Here is a 17841-nt window from a genome sequence, read left to right as displayed (position 1 = left end):
TCGGTCTATTTCGTCAGCCGTGTCTGCAGGCTGTCGCGGATGCGCTTGCCGAGCGCCTGGTAATTCTCGTCGAAATGATGCCCGCCTTCGATCCGCACGACCTCGACGCCCTTGTCCTTCAGCGTCGGGCAGGGATCGTCGTCCTCGTCGGTGCCGTAGACACACTGGATGATCTTCGGATCGATCTTGACGACATCCGTCATCGGATCGCCCCCCTTGCCGTCGCCGGCGACGCCAAGCCAGCCGGTCACGGAAATTTCGTAGTCCACTTCATGCGACAGGCCGAGCAGCGTGATCTGCTTCACACGAGCCCGGTCTGCGGCCGGCAAGAGGTTGTAGGTCGCGGGCAGCACATCCGCGCCGAACGAATAACCGACCAGCAGCACGTTCTGGACGCCCCATTGCCGGCGATAGTGTTCGATGATCTTCGCCAGATCGTCCGCGGTTGCCTGTGGTGTGCGCTCCGACCAGAAGTAGCGCAGCGAATCCAGCCCGATCGTCGGAATGCCCTGCGATTGCAGATAGCCGCCCACCTCGCTGTCGAGGTCGCGCCACCCGCCATCGCCGGAAAAGATCACCGCCATCGTGTTCATGGCCGGTTTCGCGTCGAGCACGTTCAACGGCAGGTCGAGCGGCTGGTTGGTCCTTCCGGCAGCCGCGATGCGGGTGGCAAGCACTTGCGACAGCGCCACATCCGGCGCCTCGCCGGAATTGACCAGCTCGATCTCCGGATGATCCTGCTTCAGGCGCTGACCATGCGCCTTGCCGGCGGCATCCGCGGAAGGCGTGAAAACGATCGTTACCGCGGCCGGCAGCGCGCCGTCGTCAAATCCATAGACCGTGCGATCGCCGACCTTCTGCTTGGAAGCGGGGGTGCAGAGTTCCTTGGCAAGCGGAATGCCGGCCAGCGGATCGACCGCAATCGCCTCCTCGATCGTCGCGTTGGGGCTCTGGGAGATCATCGCAAGCGCCAGCGCACCGCCCTCGCCGATGCCGGCGACGATCGGGTGGCGATACTGCGGATTGCCGATCCGTCGCTGCACCTGCTGGGAGACGTCCTCGATATCGGACACCATGTAGATGCACTCACCGTCATCGGCGCCAAGCGATTTGACATAGGTGGGGAAATCGATGCCGACCACGGCTGAACCGGCGGCGAGCAGCTTCTGCGCCTCGGTATCCTCCCGAGCCCCCCATCCCTGGCCGCCGGAAATCAGGAAGACGATGCCCTCGAGCTCGCTGCCATTGTTCGGCACGAGTATGCGCGGCTGCGGGATCAGGCCGGTATGATAATCCTGCTGATCCTGGGCAGCAGCCATCGGGACGCCCGACAGCAGCGTTGCAAACACGATAACAAGAGAACGCAGATACATCATTTACCAACCACTCCCCTCAAGCCGCCGCCGATCAGGAGCGTTGCGTCCATCATGACGATGGCGGGGCTAACGCCCCCTGCCACAGCCAGATAACGCGGCTCCCAGGCGGGATGAAACTTCGACTTGAAAGCTTTCAGCCCTTTGAAATTGTAGAACCGTTCACCGTGCTCGAAAACAACGCTGCCGATCCTGTCCCAGGCGAGTGCTGCCTCGCGTGTGGACATGCCGGAAAGCGGCGCCATGCCGAGATTGAAATGTGCATAACCGTCATCGCGAAGATATTCCATAATCTTCACGAACAGGAAATCCATAGACCCTTTCGGCGCATCCGGCATGAAGCGCATCAGGTCGACGGTGCCTTCATACTTCGTGTCGGTCAGCGACAGCGTCGCGAAGGCGACGACGCGGCCCTCCTTCCTGAGGACCGCGACCGGCTGGGCACTGACATAGTCATCCCGGAAAGCGCCGAGCGAGAAGGTCTTCTCGCGCGTGTTGTGATCCTCGAGCCAGGCATCCGAAACGCGCCGAAGTTCTTCGATATGTGCCATCACATCCGGCTGCTCGATGACCGAAAACTCCAGCCCCTCGCGCACACCCTTGTTGACGGCCTGGCGAAGCCCGGCCAGCCGGCCGCCCTTGAGGTCGAAGCTGGACAGGTCGACGATCGCCAATTCACCGAGCTTGAAGGCCCTGAGCCCTGCATCGGCGCAATGCGAAAGGAGGCTGGGCGAAATCTGGTAGAGCACGGCGCGGCCGCCTCGAGCTCGGGCTTCCTCGACGAAACGCCAGACGAGATCCGCTGTCTCCTCCTGCGGCCCGACCGGATCGAAAAGCGCGATCCAGGAGCGGCCCTGGATGCCGTACATGATGAAGGCATTGCCGCTCTCGGAGAACATCAGCCGCTTGTCGCCCATCCGGACGAGGTTGGCGTCGGCATTGTCCTGGGCCATGACGAGCTGGATTGCCCGCTCGAGATCGTCCGCCGTGGACAATGCCGAACGGCGGGCCGCCGGCCGCAACAGGCTGAACACGGAAATCGTCGCCGCAAAAATCGCAAGGCCAAGGACCGCACGCAGTCCGCGCGGGGCTTCCTCGGAAAACTCGAACTGCCACCACAGCTCGCGGCTGTAATCCACTTCGCGATAGACGAAGAGCAGCACCGTGATCGCCGCGACCACGACGATGAACATGGCGGCGATCCAGCTCGGCGTCAGCACCTGCCCGAACAGCGACGCCCGGCGCTTGAACTGCTTGGCACTGAGGAACAGGCTGACCAGCAGAATGATCAGGAACGTCGCTTCGAAAAGCGCTATGGCCCGCATGAAGGCGAAAACCAGCGCCAAAGCGGTGCAGACCATGGCGGTCCACCACGCCCCGTCCAGCCGCTGTCCAATGCCGCGCGCTGCAACGAACAGCAGGAGACCGAGGATGCTGGAAAGGAAATGCGCACCTTCGAACACCGGCAGCGGCAGGTAGTTGCCAAGAAAATTGATGTCGGAATCCGGCGTCGGCGTCACGCTCGAGAAGATCAGCATGGCGCCGGCGATCATCGAGAAGGTCGCCAGAAGCGGCGGCGCGAGGCGGAATTCAAGCTTTCGAAGCGTCGATGCAATAGGGTGATGGGCAAGCTGGCGAATTTCGACGCCGATCACCACTAGCGTGGCGATGAGCAGCGGCAGGACATGATAGATGACGCGGTAAAGAACGAGACTGCCGAGTACTTCATCGAGGCTGACCGTATTGCCGAGTGCCGCGACGATCACCGTCTCGAAGACGCCGAGACCGGCCGGTACATGGCTGAGGACACCGAGGCCGACGGCGGTCGCATAGATCGCCAGGAAGGACGGCCAGCCGATTTCCGTCTGCGGCAGGAGCACGTAGAGAACGGAGGCTGAAGCGGCGACATCAAGCGCCGTGATCAGGAATTGCTGCGAGGACGTCCGGCTGTCCGGCAGGCGGATGCTGAGGCTTCCGAGAGAGACCGTCCGTCCCTCTCGCCCGAGGATCAGAAGAGCGGCGAGCACGATGATGATCACGATGGCGCCGGCCCGAACCCATGTGCCGTCGATGTCGAGGATTACGCCGATCCTCGGTGCCGTGACCAGCGATGCAAGCGCTGTGACTGCCAGAAGTCCGATGCCGAAGGCAAGCGTCACGAATGCGATGACGCGACCGATATCGTCCGGCGAAAGTCCCAGGCGCGAATAGGCACGGAACCGGATCGCCCCGCCGCTGAGTGCTCCGAAACCGGCCGTGTTGCCGACCGCATAGGCGCTGAAGGCCGTTATCGCCACAGGTGCGAAAGGCAACGAGCGACCGATATAGGTGATCGCATTCACATCGTATCCGACCAGTGCCGCGAAACTCAGTGCCGTGAAGAACACCGCAAGGCCGATCGAGGACCAGCGCGTGTTGGCGAGCGCCTCGATGACGTCGTCATAGCTGACCTCGGTCGTGAGGTTGTAGATGGCAAATGTCGTGAACGCGAACACCGCCAACGCCGCCAAAGCGATGAGGTAGGGACGATACGTCTCAAGGATGTCTCGAAAGCGACTTGGCTGACGATCCGTGGATTCCATGTGTGCTGCCGGTGCTGAAAACTATGCATCTACTGTGGTCAGATGCGCAGCAAAAGCAACGGGATCGCGGCTATAATGTGTCTGTATGCTTAAAACCGGAACGTGGCAGCGCCTGGAGCGGGCTCTGCATACGGCCGGGCCAGGCGAAGGAGGCACCTCTAAAAATGGCGCCGCAGGCAATGAGTGCTTTCCAAGAATATGTAACTTTTGATTGCAAAACAAAAATTCTTAACGCACATTAACATCCGAGGCATCCAGGGGTCACCCGGAAGGGTGGAGGTGCCGACGCTGGCGGCGATGTTGCCGCGTGGGGATTGGGGACATGTTTGGCAAAATCTGGGCTGCCGCACTCGCGGCGGCGTTGGTAGGTTGCACCTCCGCGAATGAAAGCGTGCAGCACGCCGACATCGGTGGCACCAAGTCTTTGGTCATGACCGGAAATTTCAGGCTCATCACCGAACGTAAAAGGCTGGGCTATCCGATTATCTGTAGCGAACCGAGCCCGGATTATACGGTTGCTTTCGACAAGTCCGCAAAAGCGACTGTCAAGATCACCAGCTCCACTGGAACGACGACCGAAATCGCCCCGGATGCCGAGACGGATGAGAGTGTGGAAGAAGGAGAGGGCCGCGCCGGTGCTGTGCTGGCCCTTCGCGACGGTCTTTATAGAGCCTGCGAAGCTTATGCCAACGGCTTTATCGGCCATGATGCCTATTCCATCATCCTCAGCCAATACGGCAATCTTCTGGTCGCTCTGGTCGGGCGATCCATCGTCGGCTCGGACGGCAACCCGATAGCCACTCCGAGCGGAGCCATCAATCCACGCCAGGCCACGCTGTCGGCACTGGTGGTCGCCTGCATCAGCGGGCAGGACCCCACCAGAGCGCCGATATCCCAAAACCCTTTGCTGAATTTGAACTTCTGCAGCAAGGTCCTCAACACGGCGCTTGCGACCGCAAGCAGAGGATAGATACAGGCGCAGACGACCGCTGTTCGGAGCCAGATCGAGGCGCCGCCGCGAGACCGCGCCCGGGCTAATTCAAGCCTCGCTCAAAGCGTCGACACGGTCTTCAGCGCACCATCCAGAGCAATGCCGCTTTCGTCCAGCAGCGCCGCCTGACGCAGGCGCTTCATCCAGGCCGCGCCATCGTCGCGATCCGTCAGAATGGTCAGCGCCGACATCACCCGGTCGAACTTCGAAAGCCCACGTGCATGGGTATCTGAATAACCTTTCACCAGCCGACGATTGTTGATCACCTCGACGGCGAGATCATAGTTCCGCGGGAGCAGCGAGCATGCCGCGTCGAGCCAGGCTTCGCGATGCTCGGTTTCGCGTGAGTGACGCAGCGTGCCGCGACGGGTGCGGCGCAAGGCTGCCAGCGTGTAGAGCGTCATGAACCAGAACAGCGTGCCGGTCTGCACCCGGCGGCCCTTGTTGATACGTCGGTCGAGCCAGGCGAAAACCTTGGGACGGTCTTCAATCCAGAGGCCGAGCGCCTTCGGCATGGTGCCGCAGACCTCTTCCATGCGCGGATGCATATATTCGGTCATGTAGAGGATCTGGTCCTGCTTGACGCCGACTTCCTTGGCGACGCGATCAAAACGCGTGCCGCGGGTCTTCAAGTCTGCAACGCGGATCACATCGTCATAAGCCATGGCGACGGCGACATATTTGGCTGCCTGGATGGTGAAGGCATGGTCGTGCTCTTCGCCGCCATTGGCACGATCAAGCGCATGAAGCCTGCCGACCCGATCAAGATATTCGCCGGCATAAGCCGTATCCTGGAAATCCGTGAGCTTCTTGACCCCGGCAAACAGCAGCGGCCAGGCGGTTTCCGGAAATTCGGCGCGCATGCGGTGGACGAGACGGTCGAGTTCCGGATGGCCGGCGGTTTCAGGCATCGCGTCGAAACGCTTCGGCGGCAGCGCGACCACTTCATCGCGCGGCTTGGTTTTCGCCCGCTCATAAGCGGCATTGAAAGCCCTGAGGCTGGGCTCGACGCCCTTGCCGCCGCCGCGAATGGTCGCCTCGAAGGCTTCCTTCGGGAAAGGCAGCACGTCAGCCGCTGCAAGCGCGCCGAACATCGAGGCGGAGATCACGCTGCCGTTTTTCGTCGCCAGGGTATCCATGTCGAAGGCAATGGTGCGCCTGGCGGCGAAATCGGTCGCGCCGACCACCACGGTCGGATCGCCGATGCCATCGCCCGGCTTTTCCTTTTCGCCGACCGCAAAGGAGCGATGCGTCGAGGCGATCAGCGTGGTCCTGTCCGGCGTCACGAGGCCGCGCAGCACGGAGCGGCCGGCTTCCATCAGCTCGGCGGCCAGCACGACATCCACATCGCCCGGCGTCGGCATCAGCGAGAAGATCGGCGACACGCCGTCGCGGGCCGGCAGCATCTCGATATAATAGATCGTCGCGCCGGTGCGCTGGGCAACGCCCGGCACCGAGGTGGACTGCGCCATCCAGCCCTGCTCTTCGGCAAGGCCGACGATCCAGTCGGCCAGCACGCCGCCGCCCTGGCCGCCCATGGCCATGATCGCCAGCGTCAGCGGCTTGTCGGAAGCGTAGAGCGTCTTCAGGTTCACGGTCTCGTTCATCGATCAGACCTCCGCGAACACGACGCGGCCGGCAGCCCGGCGGGCCTGCAGCCAGCCGATCACCGAGGCGCGGAATTTCGAGAGGAACTTGTCCCAGCCGGTCGGATTGTGAATGATATCGGCGCGATAGAACGAAGGACAGAGAATGGCGGCCTCGGAAACCTCGCCGCAATTGCCGCAGCCGACGCAGCTATTGTCGATCGCCGCGACCGGATCGTCCTTCAGCGGATCGTCCGTGTGCTTCACCGAAAGCGACGGACAGCCGGAAAGACGGATGCAGGCGTGATCGCCGGTGCAGACGTCCTCGTCCACCCCGAAACGCTCCTTCACCATGCGCTTGCCGTCCTTGACCGCCTGGTTGAAGAGCGGTTTTACACGGCGCTGCTTGTTCAGCATACATTCGGAGGAGGCGACGATGATCTTCGGGCCTTTCTCCTTGGTGGTCAGCGCTTCCTTCAGCGTATCGCGCATCTTGGCCACGTCATAGGTGCGGTCGATCTGGCGCACCCAGGTGGCGCCGATGCCCTTCACCGCATTGACGATCGAGTTGTTGGTCTTGCGGTTCGGATTGATGGCCCGTGACGAGAGGATGTCCTGCCCGCCGGTCGCCGCCGAATAGAAATTGTCGACGACAAGGATGACGCCGTCCTGCTTGTTGAAGACGGCATTGCCGACCGAGGTCGCAAGGCCGTTGTGCCAGAAACCGCCATCGCCCATGACGGCGATCGAGCGCTTGTCCGCCTCGACATTGAAGGCGGAAGCGGAAGCCGGACCGAGGCCGTAGCCCATCGTCGTACCGCCGATGTTGAACGGCGGCAGGATCGAGAACAGGTGGCAGCCGATATCGGCCGAGACGTGGTGTTCGCCGAGCTCCTTTTCGACCAGCTTCATGGCCGCAAAGATCGGCCGCTCGGGACAGCCGGTGCAGAAGCCGGCCGGGCGCTGCGGCACGACTTCGGCCAGCGCCTTGACCTTCGGGTCGTTGAGAATAGGCGTCGGATCCGGCACCGGCGGCTGGTTGCCGAGCAGTAGGCGATCGTACATCTCGATGAAGGTCTTCAGCCCCTTCATCATCACCGGCGCCGTATATTCGCCGCCGAGCGGCAGGATGTCCTTGCCGTGCAGGCGGGTCTGGATGTCGCGGCGGCGCATCAGTGTGTGGAGCGACTGCTCGATATATTCGGGCGCGCCCTCCTCCACCATGATCACTGCCTTTTTGCCGAGACAGAAATCCACGACTTCGTCGTCGATCGTCGGATAGGCGACGTTCATCACATAGATCGGCACCGAGGAATTGCCGTAGACATCGGCCAGGCCAAGCTGCTGCAGACCGCGCATGACCCCGTTGTAGAGGCCCCCAAGCGTGATGATGCCAATTTCGCCTTCTGCGGGGCCGAAATGCTCGTTGAGCTTCCTTTCCTTGATGAAGTTGACGGCGGCCGGCCAACGGCGCTCGATCTTGTCTTTGTCCTGCGCAAAATTCGCCGGCGGCAGGACGATGCGGTTGACGTCACGAACGGGATTTTCGAGCGCCTCGCGCAGCGTGAACTTTGGCCGCTGGTTATCCTTGGCCACAAACTGACCGTGCACATGACAGGCACGGATGCGCACTTCCAGCATGACCGGCGTATTCGACGCTTCGGAAAGCTGGAAACCGTCCTCGACCGCCTGGACGATCGACGGCAGATTCGGCCGCGGATCGAGCAGCCACATCTGCGATTTCATCGCGAACGCATGGCTGCGCTCCTGCATGATCGACGAACCCTCGCCGAAGTCCTCGCCGAGAATGATCAGCGCGCCGCCATTGACGCCACCGGAGGAGAGGTTGGACAGAGCATCCGACGCCACGTTGGTGCCGGCGGTCGATTTCCAGGTGACTGCGCCGCGCACCGGATACATGACGGAGGCCGACAGCATCGCGGCAGCGGCCGCCTCCGACGCCGACGTCTCGAAATGCACGCCGAGATCTTCCATCATGTCCTTGGCGTCGGCCAGCACGTCCATCAGATGCGAGATCGGCGAGCCCTGGTACCCGCCGACATAGGAAACGCCGGACTGCAGCAGCGCCTTGGTGATAGCGAGAATGCCTTCCCCTCGGAAAATCTCGCCCTCTCCAAGCTTGAGATCCTCGACTTCGCGCGCAAAAGATCGCTCGGCCATGGCAGTTCCCCTTCGCCTTTTCGGCTTCAATCTATAATCATTTGCAAAAGCATATTTTCGAGATCAGCCACTTGTCAATTCACAAATGCCGCGAGGACAATAGGCGGCACTTCAGCTGAACGGCGGCATGGCAGGACAGCGAACAGCAGGAACCAATATATATGCTTATGCATATTATTTGCTCGATCTGGCGCGAACTCGCTGGCGTTGCCGCAAATCATCCTCGCCACCTTGGAGGGGTACGCCCCTTGGCGCCGAACCGACGCCTGAGCCGGCGACCTGATAAAACCCCAAATCACGGGAATTATCCGCTTGACGGGTCGATCAAACGCCATATAGTTTAAACTTAAAATAATGAGCGACCGAACGTCAGGAGGACTTGGATATGCGCATCGTCTGTATCGGTGGCGGCCCGGCCGGTCTCTATTTCGCGCTCCTGATGAAGAAGCTGCATCCTGAGCATTCCATTTCCGTCGTCGAACGCAACAAGCCTTACGACACGTTCGGCTGGGGTGTTGTCTTCTCGGATGCCACCATGGTGTCGATGAAGGCGTGGGACCCGGAGAGTGCGGCAGAAATCGAGGATGCGTTCAACCATTGGGACGATATCGAGCTGCTCTTCAAAGGCACGCGCCAGCGCACCTCCGGGCACGGCTTTGTCGGCATCGGGCGCAAGAAACTGCTCAACATCCTGCAGCGCCGCTGCGAGGCGCTCGGTGTCGAGCTTGTTTTCGAAACCGATTCCAATGGCGATGTCGATTATCCGGACGCGGACCTGATCATTGCGTCGGACGGTTTCAACTCGAAGATCCGTAACCGTTATCCGGAGGTTTTCGAACCGGATCTGGTCGTGCGTCCGAACCGCTATATCTGGCTCGGCACCAACAAGCTTTTCGACGCCTTCACCTTCGATTTCCGCAAGACGGATCACGGCTGGTTCCAGGCGCATATCTACAAGTTCGACGACAAGACCTCGACCTTCATCGTGGAGACGACGGAAGAGGCCTACGAAAAGCACGGCCTCGGCCAGATGGACCAGCAGGGCTCGATCGATTTCTGCCAGGAGCTGTTCTCAGAAGTCCTCGAAGGCTCCGAACTGATGACCAACGCGCGTCATCTGCGTGGCAGCGCCTGGCTCAACTTCAACCGCCTGATCTGCGGCAAGTGGAGCCATTTCAACGGTAACTCGCATGTCGTACTGATGGGGGACGCCGCCCATACCGCCCATTTCGCGATCGGTTCCGGCACCAAGCTCGCGATCGACGACGCGATCGAACTCAGCAACCAGTTCAACAAGCTCGGCCATTCCAAGGACAAGATCCCGGCAGTCCTCGAAACCTACGAGGAAATCCGCCGCGTCGATGTCGCCCGCATCCAGAATGCGGCCCGCAACGCCATGGAATGGTTCGAAGTGGTCGGCCAGCGTTATGCCGATACGCTGGAGCCGGAACAGTTCATGTATTCGATGCTGACCCGCTCGCAGCGCATCAGCCATGAGAACCTCCGACTGCGCGACCCGAAATGGCTGGAAGGTTACGAGCGCTGGTTCGCCAGCAAAAACGGCATCGACGTCAGCGGCAACGGCCGCACGCTGCCGCCGATGTTCACGCCCTATTCGCTGCGCGAAACCCATCTGCCGAACCGCATCGTCATGTCGCCGATGGCCATGTATTCCGCCAGGGATGGCCTGCTGGACGATTTTCATCTCGTCCATCTCGGCTCCCGCGCGCTCGGCGGCGCCGGCCTCGTATTTGGGGAAATGACCTGCGTCTCGCCGGATGCCCGCATCACCCCCGGCTGCCTCGGTCTGTGGAACGCGGAACAGGCGTCGCAATGGAAGCGGTTCGTCACCTTCGTCCATGAGAATTCCGCGGCAAAGGTCGGCATCCAGATCGGTCATGCCGGCCGCAAGGGCTCGACCAAGGTTGCCTGGGAAGGCATCGACCAGCCAGTCGAGCAAGGCGGCTGGGATCTGATCTCCGCCTCTGCCCTGCCCTACCTCAAGACCAGCCAGGTTCCGAAGGCAATGGACCGCACCGACATGGACCGGGTCATCGCCGACCATGTCCGCTCCGCAAAGTTCGCGGCGGAAGCTGGCGCCGACTGGCTGGAACTGCATTGCGCCCACGGTTATCTTCTGTCGAGCTTCCTTTCGCCGCTCACCAATATCCGCACCGACGAATACGGCGGCAGCCACGAGAACCGTGCGCGTTATCCGCTGGAAGTCTTCAAGGCGATCCGCGAAGTCTGGCCGGACAACAAGCCGATTTCCGTGCGCCTGTCCTGCCACGACTGGTTCGAGGGCGGAAATACGCCGGAAGACGCGGCGATCTACGCGCAGATGTTCAAGGATGCCGGTGCCGACCTGATCGACTGTTCGTCCGGCCAGGTGTGGAAGGAAGAAAAGCCGGTCTACGGCCGCCTCTTCCAGACGCCCTTCTCCGACAAGATCCGCAACGAGATCGGTATTCCCACCATCGCCGTCGGCGCGATTTCGGAAGCCGACCATGCGAACTCGATCATCGCCGCCGGCCGCGCCGATCTCTGCGCCGTCGCCCGCCCGCATCTCGCCGATCCGGCCTGGGTACTGCACGAGGCGGCCAAGATCGGCCTGACAAACATCCCGTGGCCGAAACAGTATTATTCCGGCAAGGCACAATACGAGACCAACCTCGCACGCGCTGCGGCCGCAGTTACCCCTCCGGTTGCCGGTCCGACGGCAGCGGCGAAATAAGGATCGCGTCATGAGCGGAGCGACTTCGGCCAAGCTTGCCAATCGTCATGCCCTCGTCACCGGCGCGGGCTCGGGCATCGGCGCGGCGGTCGCGACGGCGCTGGTGGAAGCCGGCGCGCGAGTGACCCTCGCCGGCCGGCGGGCCGACCCGCTGGAGGCGCTTGCCGCAACGCTCGGCAACGACAGGATCTTCGTCGCGGCCGGTTTCGACGTCACCGACGAGATTGCCATCGACAAGGGGCTGAAGGCGGCGCGAGCGGCGTTCGGCCCTGTCGACATCCTCGTCAACAATGCCGGGGAGGGCCCGAGCGCGCCCTTCGAAAAGACCTCGCTGGAGATGTGGAACCGCGTCATGTCGGTCGATCTCACGGGCGTCTTCCTCGTGACCCAGTCCGTGCTGTCGGATCTCAAGGCTTTTGGCAAAGGCGCCCGCATCATCAATATCGCCTCGACCGCGGGGCTCACCGGCTATGCCTACGTCTCGGCCTATGTAGCCGCCAAGCACGGCGTCGTCGGCCTCACCCGCTCGCTGGCGCTGGAGCTTGCCAGGACCGGCATCACCGTCAACGCCGTCTGCCCCGGTTTTACCGATACGCCGCTGATCGCCCGTTCGATCGAGACGATCGTCGCAAAGACCGGGCGGACGGAAGAACAGGCGCGACAAGAATTTACCAGGAGCAACCCGCAGGGGCGGCTGGTGAAGCCGGAGGAAGTCGCGGACACGGTTCTGTGGCTGGCATCGCCGGGAGCGGCGTCGATCAACGGACAGGCAATCGCGGTTGCCGGGGGAGAAGTCATGGCAGGCTAGTCAGCCTCGACATGAGACCAGGGAACGAAAACCGGGAGATCAAGATGGAACTGGAAAAGGGCATAACCGAGAACGGTAGCGGATATAACGGCACCAGCTGGAATATCCTGGGCCAGGTCTATTTCCCAAAGGCGGTCTGCGACGACACCTTCGCCTTTGAGACCAATAGCCTGCCAGGACAGTTCGTGCCTGTGCATATCCACCCGACCCAGGACGAATTCATCCTCGTACAGGAGGGAGAACTCGATCTGAAGCTCGACGGCCAATGGGTCAAGGCGAAGGCCGGGGATCTGGTCCGCATGCCGCGCGGCATACCTCACGGTTATTTCAACAAGTCCGACAAGCCGTGCCGTGCGCTGTTCTGGGTCTCCCCTGCCCGCAAGCTCCAGAAGCTTTTCGAAGAGCTGCACGAAATGACCGATGTGGAGGAGATCGTGAAGGTTTCCGCAGCACACGAGGTGGATTTCCTGCCACCCTCCGCCAACGACTGACCCGGGAGAGGTCCTGCCGCCCGGAAAGGGACGGTCGATGAAAAGGAGAGGAGACGAACATGAGTGACGTGATGAAGGACATGAGGCACAGTTTTCGCGACTACCAGCCGAAACATTTCCTCTGGGAAGTGAGCGAAAACGGCCGCGTCGGGACGGTTCGCCTCAATCGCCCGGAGCGCAAGAACCCGTTGACCTTCGAAAGTTATGCGGAATTGCGCGATCTTTTTCGCGATCTCGTCTACGCCTCCGATATCCGCTCGATCGTCCTGACCGGCGCCGGCGGCAATTTCTCGTCCGGCGGCGATGTTTTCGAGATCATCGAGCCGCTGACCCATATGGCGATGCCGGACCTGCTCGCCTTCACCCGCATGACCGGCGATCTCGTCAAGGCGATGAAAAAGTGCCCGCAGCCGATCGTCGCTGCCGTCGACGGCATCTGCATGGGCGCCGGCGCGATCCTTGCCATGGCTTCCGACATCCGGCTGGCGACGCCGGAAGCCAAGACCGCCTTCCTCTTCACCCGCGTCGGCCTCGCCGGGGCGGACATGGGGGCCTGCGGGATCCTGCCGCGCATCATCGGCCAGGGCCGTGCCGCCGAACTTCTGTTCACCGGCCGCACGATGAATGCCCGCGAAGGCGAGGCCTGGGGTTTCTTCAATACCATCCATCCCGGTGACGTTCTCGAAGCCGAAGCGGTCAAGCTCGCCCATTCGCTGGCCGACGGCCCGTGGTTCGCCCACACGATGACCAAGACCATGCTGAACCAGGAATGGGCCATGGGCATCGACGAGATGATCGAGTCCGAAGCCCAGGCCCAGGCCGTCTGCATGGCCACCAAGGATTTCAGACGCGCCTTCGAGGCCTTTGCCGAAAAGCGCAAGCCGGTCTTCGAGGGAAACTGATGGCCGCTCCCACCAACCTCAAGGGGCCGGCACGCGATTTCCTCGACTGGCCGTTCTTCGACGAGAGTCACAAGGCGCTTGCCGAAAAGCTGGATGCCTTCGCGGCTTCCGGCGCGCTGAGCCATATCGACCATTCGGATACGGACGGCGCCTGCCGCGCGATCGTCAAGGCGCTCGGACGGGCCGGCCTTCTGGATGCCGCGACCGGCGCCGGCGGCAGCCAGCCGATCGACAGCCGCGCCGCCTGCCTCACTCGTGAAACGCTGGCTTGGCATGATGGATTGGCAGACTTCGCCTTTGCCATGCAGGGCCTCGGCACCGGCGCCATCGGCTTGTCCGGCTCTGAAGAGCTTCGCGGAACGGTCCTTCCGAAAGCTCAGTCGGGCGAATGGATCTCGGCCTTCGCGCTGTCGGAAAAGGAAGCCGGTTCGGATGTCGCCGCCATGGCCTGTGCCGCCCGCAAGGACGGTGGCCACTATATCCTCGACGGCGAGAAGACCTGGATTTCCAACGGCGGCATCGCCGATGTCTACACGGTCTTCGCCCGTACCGGCGAGGCACCCGGCACGCGTGGCATCTCCGCCTTCGTCGTGTTCGCCGACGATCCGGGTTTCTCGATCGCCGAGCGCATCGACGTCATCGCCCCACATCCGCTGGCAACGATCCGCTTCGAGAATTGCCGCATCCCGGCTTCGCGACTGCTGGGCGCGCCGGGTGAAGGCTTCAAGATCGCCATGCGCACGCTCGACATCTTTCGAGCGTCTGTCGCAGCGGCGGCACTCGGGTTTGCCAAGCGCGCGCTCGACGAAGCCGTCGCCTATGCCAAGGCGCGGCCGATGTTCGGCAACCACCTTTCCGACCTGCAATTGACCCAGGCTGCCTTCGGCGACATGGCGGCGCAGATCGATGCCGGCGCGCTCCTCACCTACCGCGCCGCCTGGCGCCGTGACGTACAGGGCCTGCCGACCACCAAAGAGGCCGCGATGGCCAAGATGGTGGCGACGGAAAACGCACAGAGCGTCATCGACCGCGCCGTGCAGATCTTTGGCGGGCGCGGCGTGAAGAGCGGGGAGATCACCGAGAGCCTCTACCGGGAAATCCGGGCGCTGCGCATCTATGAGGGCGCGACCGAGGTCCAGAAGCTCATCATCGCCCGCGAACTGTTGAAGGCGTGAGGGCGATCATGGCTTACACGACCTCCCGCCGATTGAATTTTGGAGATTGCGATCCGTCCGGCATCGCATATTTCCCCTCCTACCTGAACATTCTGGTGGGGGTCTGCGAAGAATTTTTCGGCGCGATCGGCGCGCCATGGCCGGACATGATCAACCGTCGCAAGATCGGCGTGCCGACCGTGACGCTGGACGTCGCGTTCAAGAGCCCGGGCTACCACGGCGATATGATGGATTTCACCATCAAGGTTATGCGGATCGGCAACAGTTCTGCCGATCTCGAATACGAGGTGCGGGCCGGGGATCGGCTGCTTTGGACCGCGAAACAGCGGCTCGTCGCCACCTCGCACGAAACCCACAAGGCCCTTCCCTGGCCCGACGATATGCGCGCCGCGCTGACACAGCATTTGGAGAACGATGATGCACACGATTCTGCAGCCTGAAGGCTGGGCAAAACCGATCGGTTACGCCAACGGCGTCGCCGCCACCGGCCGCCAGATCTTCGTCGGCGGGCAGATCGGCTGGAATGGCCAATGCCAGTTTGAGACCGACGATTTCGTCGGCCAGGTCAAGCAGACGCTGCAGAACGTCGTCGCCGTGCTGGCCGAGGCCGGCGCCGGCCCGCAGCACATCACCACCATGACCTGGTACTTTACCGACAAGGCCGAATATCTCGGCAACCTCAAGGGCATCGGCCAGGTCTACCGCGAGATCATCGGCAAGCATTTCCCGGCAATGGCCGCCATGCAGGTCGTGGCGCTGGTGGAAGACCGCGCCAAGATCGAAATCCAGGCGACCGCCGTCATTCCGGCCTGAGGCAGTCATGAGCAAGACGATCGAATTTTCCGCCACGGTTTCAGCCACGACCCGCAACGGAGTTCTGGTCGTCACGATCGACAACCCGCCGGTCAACCCCACGTCCGTCGATGTCCGCGGCGGGCTTGAGAAAGCGCTCGCCCATGCCGAAACGGCAGACAATGTGACCGGAGTCGTCATCACCGGTGCCGGAAAGACGTTCGTCGGCGGCGCCGATATCAAGGAATTCGGCAATCCGGCCATGGAACCGACCCTGCCGGCCGTCATCGAGAGGATCGAAGGCCTGTCGAAGCCCGTCGTCGCAGCGCTCAATGGCGCAGCACTCGGCGGCGGTCTCGAAGTAGCGCTTGCCTGCCACTATCGCGTCGCCTCGCCGGCAGCACAGGTCGGCTTGCCCGAAGTCAAACTCGGCCTCGTACCCGGCGCCGGCGGCACGCAACGCCTCCCGCGCCTGATCGGCATCCCGGCGGCACTCGACCTGATCACCTCGGGGCGTTCCGTGAAGGTTGACGAGGCTCTGAAGCTCGGGATCGTCGACGAGGTGGCCGCAGACGATCTCGTCGAGGCCGCGATATCCGCAGCAATGGCATTGGCCGGCAAACCTCTCCGCCGCACGGGTGATCTGACCGTCGCCGCTGTAGATCCAGCAGAGATCGAAAAGGATTCAGTCAAAATTCTCGCCAAGGCGCGCGGCCAGAAGGCGCCCGCGGAAGCGGTCCGGCTTGCCACCTCGGCCAATCGCCCGCTCACCGAAGGTCTGGCGGACGAACGTGCCACATTCCTCGCGCTCCGCGACAGCCGCGAGGCCGCGGCACTTCGCCATGTCTTCTTCGCCGAACGGGAATCTTCCAAGGTCGAGGGACTGGAAGGCGTCGAACCTCGCCCGGTCAAGACGATCGGCATCTGCGGCCTTGGCCTTATGGGCAGCGGCATCGCCGTCGCGGCCCTCGGTGCCGGTTATTCGGTGATCGGCCTCGATCAAACGTCGGAAGCCGCCGAAAAGGGCCGCGGGCGCATCATCGGCCTGCTGGAACGCAACGTCGCCTCGGGTCGCCTCGACCAGGCCGGTTTCGAAACCCAGAAGGCGCGGCTTTCCGTGACTGCGGAAGATGTCGATCTCGCTCCCTGCGATCTCGTCGTCGAAGCCGTGTTCGACGATCTCGCCGTCAAGACCGATCTCTTCCAGCGTCTCGACAAGGTCATCCGCCCGGATGCCGTGCTGGCGACCAATACCAGCTACCTGAACCCGGACGAGATCGCCACTGCAACCGCCCACCCGGAACGGGTGCTTGGCCTGCACTTCTTCTCGCCCGCCCATGTGATGCGCCTCCTGGAAGTCGTACGTTGCGCCAGGACGGCGCCGGACGTGCTGGCGACGGGGCTGGCGGTCGCCAAGAAACTGCGCAAACTGCCGGTCGTCACCGGCGTCACCGAAGGTTTCATCGGCAACCGCATCTTTTCCGCCTATCGCCGCGAAGCCGAGTTCCTGCTGGAAGACGGCGCCCTGCCGCACGAGATCGACGCCGCACTGGAAGACTACGGTTTCCCAATGGGCCTGTTCGCTGTCTACGACATGGCCGGTCTTGAAATCGCCTGGGCACGCCGCAAGCGGCAGGAAGCGACCCGCGATCCTTCGGGGCGTTATGTCGAGATCGCCGATACGCTCTGCGAAGCGGGCCGCGTGGGCCAGAAGGCTGGCCGCGGCTGGTACACCTATCCGGATGGCAAGCGGACGATCGATCCCCAAGTGACCGCCATCATAGAAGCCGCCCGGGCTAAAAAGGGCATCACCCCCCGTGCATTCTCGAAGGATGAAATTCTCGAAAGAATGCTTGGTGCTATGGCTTTGGAAGGCGAGGCCCTGCTGACGGAGGGGATAGCCGCGCGAGCCAGCGATATCGACCTGGTGATGATCAACGGCTACGGTTTTCCGGCCCACAAAGGCGGTCCGATGTTTGCCAAGGCCTGAGCGTCTCAAGGCAAGGCAGCGAGCCTAACATATTGAAATAGTTATGATGTTCCAATGCGCCTGGCGTCTCGGAAGTGCTTCCGTGCGCCGGTGATTTGCCCACCCAAAAGAGTTACGCTCATTTGATCAAACATGCTTGCATGTTTCCTTAAATCGCCTATTGTTTGCCCAAGCCTCGCAAGTAGGCACCAAAAACAACGACAGGGAACGCTGCATGCTCACAATCCAAGAGCTGA

14 protein-coding genes are annotated in these 17841 nt (G+C 62.1%); 10 read left to right on the top strand and 4 right to left on the bottom strand.

The annotated features are described in order from the left end of the window. Positions 1–5: 5 nt before the first annotated feature. Positions 6–1376 (bottom strand): virulence factor family protein, encoded by a 1371-nt coding sequence (locus tag J2857_RS26525; protein WP_281068652.1) that lies wholly within the window; start codon positions 1374–1376, stop codon positions 6–8. Next, positions 1373–3955 (bottom strand): bifunctional lysylphosphatidylglycerol flippase/synthetase MprF, encoded by a 2583-nt coding sequence (gene mprF / locus J2857_RS26520; protein ID WP_210013086.1) that lies wholly within the window; start codon positions 3953–3955, stop codon positions 1373–1375. The genes J2857_RS26525 and mprF overlap by 4 nt, the downstream gene beginning before the upstream one ends. On the opposite strand from mprF, the gene J2857_RS26515 reads away from it, so the two are divergent. Together J2857_RS26515 and J2857_RS26510 are read left to right on the top strand one after the other, a co-directional pair. Next, the gene (locus tag J2857_RS26515) at positions 3931–4197 is read left to right on the top strand and encodes a hypothetical protein (RefSeq protein ID WP_210013404.1); all 267 of its coding nucleotides are present in this window, start codon (positions 3931–3933) and stop codon (positions 4195–4197) included. The genes mprF and J2857_RS26515 overlap by 25 nt on opposite strands. Positions 4198–4277: 80 nt before the next feature. Further along, entirely contained in the window at positions 4278–4925 is a 648-nt protein-coding gene (locus J2857_RS26510) for a hypothetical protein (protein ID WP_210013085.1), read from the top strand. Between the two features lie 80 nt (positions 4926–5005). Here the strand turns inward: J2857_RS26510 and J2857_RS26505 are convergent, their stop codons facing one another. Then, positions 5006–6553 (bottom strand): indolepyruvate oxidoreductase subunit beta family protein, encoded by a 1548-nt coding sequence (locus J2857_RS26505; RefSeq protein WP_210013084.1) that lies wholly within the window; start codon positions 6551–6553, stop codon positions 5006–5008. A gap of 3 nt (positions 6554–6556) precedes the next feature. Beyond that, entirely contained in the window at positions 6557–8713 is a 2157-nt protein-coding gene (locus J2857_RS26500; protein WP_210013083.1) for an indolepyruvate ferredoxin oxidoreductase subunit alpha, read from the bottom strand. Positions 8714–9098: 385 nt separating this feature from the next. On the opposite strand from J2857_RS26500, the gene J2857_RS26495 reads away from it, so the two are divergent. The 8 genes from J2857_RS26495 to J2857_RS26460 are packed head-to-tail and all read left to right on the top strand — an operon-like array spanning position 9099 to position 17605. After that, positions 9099–11447: a bifunctional salicylyl-CoA 5-hydroxylase/oxidoreductase gene (locus J2857_RS26495; protein WP_210013082.1), complete on the top strand. Its 2349-nt coding sequence runs from the start codon at positions 9099–9101 to the stop codon at positions 11445–11447. Positions 11448–11457: 10 nt separating this feature from the next. After that, positions 11458–12255 (top strand): SDR family NAD(P)-dependent oxidoreductase, encoded by a 798-nt coding sequence (locus J2857_RS26490; protein WP_210013081.1) that lies wholly within the window; start codon positions 11458–11460, stop codon positions 12253–12255. A gap of 44 nt (positions 12256–12299) precedes the next feature. Beyond that, entirely contained in the window at positions 12300–12746 is a 447-nt protein-coding gene (locus tag J2857_RS26485; protein ID WP_210013080.1) for a cupin domain-containing protein, read from the top strand. A gap of 59 nt (positions 12747–12805) precedes the next feature. Continuing rightward, entirely contained in the window at positions 12806–13648 is an 843-nt protein-coding gene (locus J2857_RS26480) for an enoyl-CoA hydratase family protein (protein WP_210013079.1), read from the top strand. Then, positions 13648–14823 carry an acyl-CoA dehydrogenase family protein gene (locus tag J2857_RS26475; RefSeq protein ID WP_210013078.1) on the top strand — a complete coding sequence of 392 codons (1176 nt, stop codon included), beginning with the start codon at positions 13648–13650 and terminating at the stop codon, positions 14821–14823. Before J2857_RS26480 ends, J2857_RS26475 begins: the two co-directional genes overlap by 1 nt. An 8-nt stretch (positions 14824–14831) precedes the next feature. Beyond that, positions 14832–15263 (top strand): acyl-CoA thioesterase, encoded by a 432-nt coding sequence (locus tag J2857_RS26470; RefSeq protein WP_210013077.1) that lies wholly within the window; start codon positions 14832–14834, stop codon positions 15261–15263. Then, entirely contained in the window at positions 15241–15636 is a 396-nt protein-coding gene (locus J2857_RS26465; RefSeq protein WP_210013384.1) for a RidA family protein, read from the top strand. The genes J2857_RS26470 and J2857_RS26465 overlap by 23 nt, the downstream gene beginning before the upstream one ends. A gap of 7 nt (positions 15637–15643) precedes the next feature. Further along, a complete protein-coding gene (locus tag J2857_RS26460; protein ID WP_210013076.1) occupies positions 15644–17605 on the top strand; it encodes a 3-hydroxyacyl-CoA dehydrogenase NAD-binding domain-containing protein in 1962 nt (653 codons plus the stop codon). Positions 17606–17841: the final 236 nt, after the last annotated feature.

Source organism: Neorhizobium galegae, from assembly GCF_017877055.1.
GTDB classification, from domain to species: Bacteria; Pseudomonadota; Alphaproteobacteria; order Rhizobiales; family Rhizobiaceae; genus Neorhizobium; species Neorhizobium galegae_D.
Note: the sequence above shows the minus strand (reverse complement) of the source record. Positions and strands in the feature narration are given on the sequence as shown.